3 protein-coding genes are annotated in these 3894 nt (G+C 71.3%); all 3 read right to left on the minus strand.

Annotation, left to right across the window (positions count from 1 at the left end; translation table 11 throughout):
- Positions 1-323 (minus strand): recombinase family protein (locus CDN38_RS32315; RefSeq protein ID WP_306316115.1); only part of this gene is annotated, 323 nt, incomplete at its 3' end.
- Complete coding sequence (locus CDN38_RS31520) at positions 320-553, minus strand: hypothetical protein (RefSeq protein WP_075510255.1); 234 nt, start codon at positions 551-553, stop codon at positions 320-322. The genes CDN38_RS31520 and CDN38_RS32315, both read right to left, overlap by 4 nt.
- Positions 554-681: 128 nt before the next feature.
- Positions 682-3255, minus strand: a complete 2574-nt coding sequence (locus CDN38_RS28195; protein ID WP_099319510.1) for a PE family protein — start codon at positions 3253-3255, stop codon at positions 682-684.
- Positions 3256-3894 lie beyond the last annotated feature (639 nt).

Here is a 3894-nt window from a genome sequence, read left to right on the forward strand (position 1 = left end):
GCAGAAGGGTCCGACAAGATCCGGGACAGCTTCGGACGCTTGCCGTTCAATCCGGAACCGACCTCGGACACCACCTGGCCGACCTCCCACCCGGCATCGCTGGCCCACTCGATCAGCCGAGATACCTGACGATCCAAATCCGCGCGCTGAAGCGTATCCGCGGTGATGGTGAACATGACCGCGTTGGTGGGCAACACGTGTTCGGGCAGGTCGAGCTCGATGAAGTCGATCACCTCGCCGCTGAGCCGGCGGCGCAGATAGCCGATTACTTGATGGGTGACGGTCACCGGAACCAAACCCAGCCTGACGGGACCGAAGGTCATCCGGTCACCGGTTCCGCTGACCGCGATGTCAGTGATTTCCCGACCGATGCGGGTGCCTGACCCACCCCGGCGCTGCCCAACAGCCGCCCAGTGTCGGCCTCCACGATGAGGATCTGGTCGCCCGCCGAACCCCGAATGTCCACTGCCGCATGTGGTTCCACTCCGGGAGCCGGAAAGCAATTGCCAGACCGCCGCCGCAGCAGACCGTCGCCAACCAGACCCTCGGCCATGTCTGTCGCGCCCTACGACCGGCCCAATCGAGTAGCAATTCAGTTGCAATGCAAAGCAATTCAGATCATTGAGCGCACGATGAGAAACCTCGCCTGCGGCCCAAAGCAGCTCAACGCGCCCGCCGCGTTTAGGTCAAGCCGTTTAGCCCGTCCTGGCCGAACAGCCGCCCGCCGGTTCCGCCGCTGCCAGCTGCGCCGGTGCTCATTCCCGTCCCGCCATTGCCGCCGTTGCCACCGCCGCCGATCAAGCCCGCGCCGCCGCCGACTGCGCCGATCCCGCCGTTGCCGCTGATCCCGTTGACCCCGCCGGTCCCACCGGTGCCGCCGGCCCCGCCGATACCGAACAGCTGCCCGCCGCTACCACCGGCCCCGCCGGCGCCACCGTTGCCGCTGAAGCCGAATCCGCCCGCCCCGCCGGCTCCGCCGCCACCAACTAGGCCGGCGTTGCCGCCGTCCCCGCCGGCCCCGCCGACGGTAGCGAAGCTGGACCCGCCGGCCCCGCCGGAGCCTCCGGTGCCGAACAGCTGCCCGCCGGTGCCGCCCGCCCCGCCGGCGCCGCCATGCCCGCCGGCACCGCCGGGGGTGAATCCGCCGGCTCCGCCGGTCCCGCCGCTGCCGAACAGGGCGCCGGCCTTGCCGCCGGCTCCACCAGCCCCGCCTGCGCCGTTGTCGCCGCCCCCGCCGATTCCACCCGCTCCGCCGGAGCCGCCGAACAGGCCGGCATTGCCGCCGGCCCCACCGGCTCCACCGTCGTTGATGCCGAACCCGCCGGCCCCGCCGGCGCCTCCGCCTCCGCCAACTAGGTGGCCGAGCGACCCGGAGGTCCCGCCGGCTCCACCGGTTCCGCCGTGCCCGCCGGCAGAACTGACTCCGCCAACCCCGCCGATTCCGCCTGCGCCTAACAGCCCGCCAGCTCCGCCGACGCCGCCGACGCCGCCGTTGCCGTTAGAGCTGCCTCCGCCGACGCCGCCGGTTCCACCGTCGCCCAGCAACCACCCGCCGGCTCCGCCAGCCCCGCCGGATCCGCCATTGCCGGTAGCAGTGCTCGCGCCGGCCCCGCCCGAGCCGCCGGCGCCCAACAGACCGGCGGCCCCGCCGGTCCCCCCGTTTTGGCCCGTGTCCGTGGCGGCGGACCCGCCCGCCCCACCGTCGCCGAGCAACCACCCGCCGGCCTCGCCGTTGGCCCCGGTGCCCGCCGCGCCGGGCGCCCCGTTACCGATCAAGGCGCGTCCGGTCAGGGTGTGGACGGGTGCATTGATCGCGTTGAGCACCTGTTGTTGCACGGTGTGTAGCGACGAGGTGCTGGCCGGAGAGTTGAATCCGTCCAGGCCCAACAGCTGTCCACTGGTGCCGCCGGCGCCGACGGTCGAGCCCACGCCGCCGTTGCCGCCGTTGCCGATCAGCACGGCATTGCCACCGTCGCCGCCGACGCCGATCCCAGCTCCCTGTCCGCCGCCGCCACCGGCACCGCCGTTGCCGAGCACCAGGCCGCCCTTGCCACCCGTCCCGCCTGCTCCGCCGCCGGCAAACGTACTGAACCCACCCGTCCCGCCGGCACCGCCGTGGCCCACTAGGCCGGCATTGCCTCCGGCCCCGCCGGTGCCTCCACTGCTGGCAAAGCCATACCCACCGTCGCCTCCGGCCCCGGCGCTGCCGAACAACTGTCCGGCGTTGCCGCCCGCCCCACCGGTTCCACCTGCGCCACCAGGGCTGCTGCCGCCCTGCCCGCCCGCGCCGCCTTGACCGAACAGGAGGCCCGCGTTGCCGCCGTCCCCGCCAGAAGCACCCGTTGCGAGCCCGGCGAGTCCGCCGGATCCGCCGGCCCCGCCGGAGCCGGCCAGGAAGCCGCCGTTGCCGCCGGCGCCACCATCGCCCGCGGCCGCGGAGCCGTACCCGCCGACGCCCCCGTTACCGCCGCCATTACCGACCAGCCCGGACAGCACTCCGCCGGTCCCGCCGGCGCCGCCAGTCCCGCCGGCGGCAGCATTGCTGGCTCCGCCAGTTCCGCCGGCCCCGCCGGCGCCCAAGAGTCCGCCGGCTCCGCCGACCCCGCCTGCCCCGCCGTTTCCGGTGCCGCCCGCTGCAGGCCCGCCGGCCCCGCCGGCTCCGGCGTTGCCCCACAGCCGTCCGCCGGCCCCGCCGGCGCCGCCGGCCCCACCGTCACCGGCCTTGGTACTCGCGCCGGCCCCGCCCGCACCTCCGGCACCGAACAGCCCGGCGGCCCCGCCGCTACCGCCGTTTTGGCCGGTGCCCGGGGCGCCGGACCCGCCGGCTCCGCCGTCGCCGATCAACCATCCGCCGGCCGCACCGTTTTGCCCGCTGCCTGGGGCGGCGTTGGCGCCGTTACCAATCAGCGGGCGCCCGGTAGCCTCCTTGACCGGTGCGTTGATCGCATCCAGCAGCTGCTGCAACGGGGAGACGTTGGCGGCCTCCGCGCTGGCGTAGGTTCCCGCGCCCGCGGTCAGGGCCTGTACAAACTGTTCATGGAATGCCGCCGCGTGCGCGCTCAATCTCTGATAGGCCTGTCCGTGCCCGGAAAAGAGCGACGCCACCGCGGCCGACACTTCATCGGCACCTGCGGCCAATACCGCCGTCGTCTGGGCCGCTGCCGCCGCATTTGTTGAACTTAGTGACGAACCGATACCCGCTACATCAGCTGCCGCAGCCGCCAGTGCCTCCGGGCTAACCAACACGAACGACATCGAGATCCCTTTTTTCGAGTGGATTTCGTTACAGAGCTAGTGCTCCACTGACCACCTTCGCCTGGCAATGGCAGTACGTCTCTCCTACAAACGCCCGATTTGGGGCATGAAACTTTCTCCCCCTATTGGGGGAGGCAGTGCTGCGTAAACCCGTCCGGCCCGATCGCTGTGGGCCATGCGCCCAATGTCGCCGGGGTCGCAGCTGGCCAGCTTCAATGCCATTGTGCGACAACGTATTCAGAGCGAAGGCTCTCGATGAAGTCGATCGGCTCACAATATGCCGGCCGCGCGACAGTCGCGGACGACGTGCAGCACCAAGTGCAATGCGAGCGCTGGTTACGGTAACCCGTCGAGTCCGTCTTGGCCCAACAACTGCCCGCTCCTGCCACCGGTGCCTTGGCTGCCGGGAGCAACGGCATCGGCACACTACGACGGGTTCGCGGCTTGGCCGCTTTCAGCGTGGATACCGCTGTTGTGCAACGAATCATCTGGGTGACAGTGAGTGGTAACGTCGTGTACCGGTGTCGGCGCTGACGCCGACTAGGAGGGTGGTGTTTTTCGCGTGGCGTTGACCCGATAGTCGGGCGTGATCGGTGAGAATGGTTGGGTGAGTTTGGGTTTGACGCCGAAGCAGGCGGA

Origin of the sequence: Mycobacterium ostraviense, from assembly GCF_002705925.1 — a bacterium.
GTDB classification, from domain to species: domain Bacteria; phylum Actinomycetota; class Actinomycetes; order Mycobacteriales; family Mycobacteriaceae; genus Mycobacterium; species Mycobacterium ostraviense.